This is a genomic window from Sulfitobacter sp. HI0129 (genome assembly GCF_001635395.1).
In the GTDB taxonomy this organism is placed as follows: domain Bacteria; phylum Pseudomonadota; class Alphaproteobacteria; order Rhodobacterales; family Rhodobacteraceae; genus Sulfitobacter.
In genome coordinates, this window is the sequence record NZ_LWGH01000075.1 from 1 (window position 1) to 228 (window position 228).

The window sequence follows — 228 nt, forward strand, 5'->3', positions numbered from 1 at the left end:
CCCCCCTCCACATAGATGACCTGTTCGCGCGCAAAGCTGATGCTGGTCAACTCGACCGGACGGATCGGGGCGACACGTCTGATCCCCCGCTTCCCCACCAGCGCTGTCGCCGGGACAACTGCAAAGGGATCGCCAAAGGGGTCCCGGGCAGCCGTGCTTTCTACCAGCACCCCCTGTTCAGGCAGCAACGTGAGGGCAGACCGGTTGCCCAGCGCCTCCTGCGGGATT

Annotated in this window: 1 protein-coding gene; it reads right to left on the reverse strand. The window is 65.4% G+C overall.

Translation table 11 applies throughout. From position 1 onward, the window contains the following. Positions 1-228: Hint domain-containing protein (locus A3764_RS00780; protein WP_201722379.1), on the reverse strand; the 228-nt coding region annotated here is incomplete at both ends.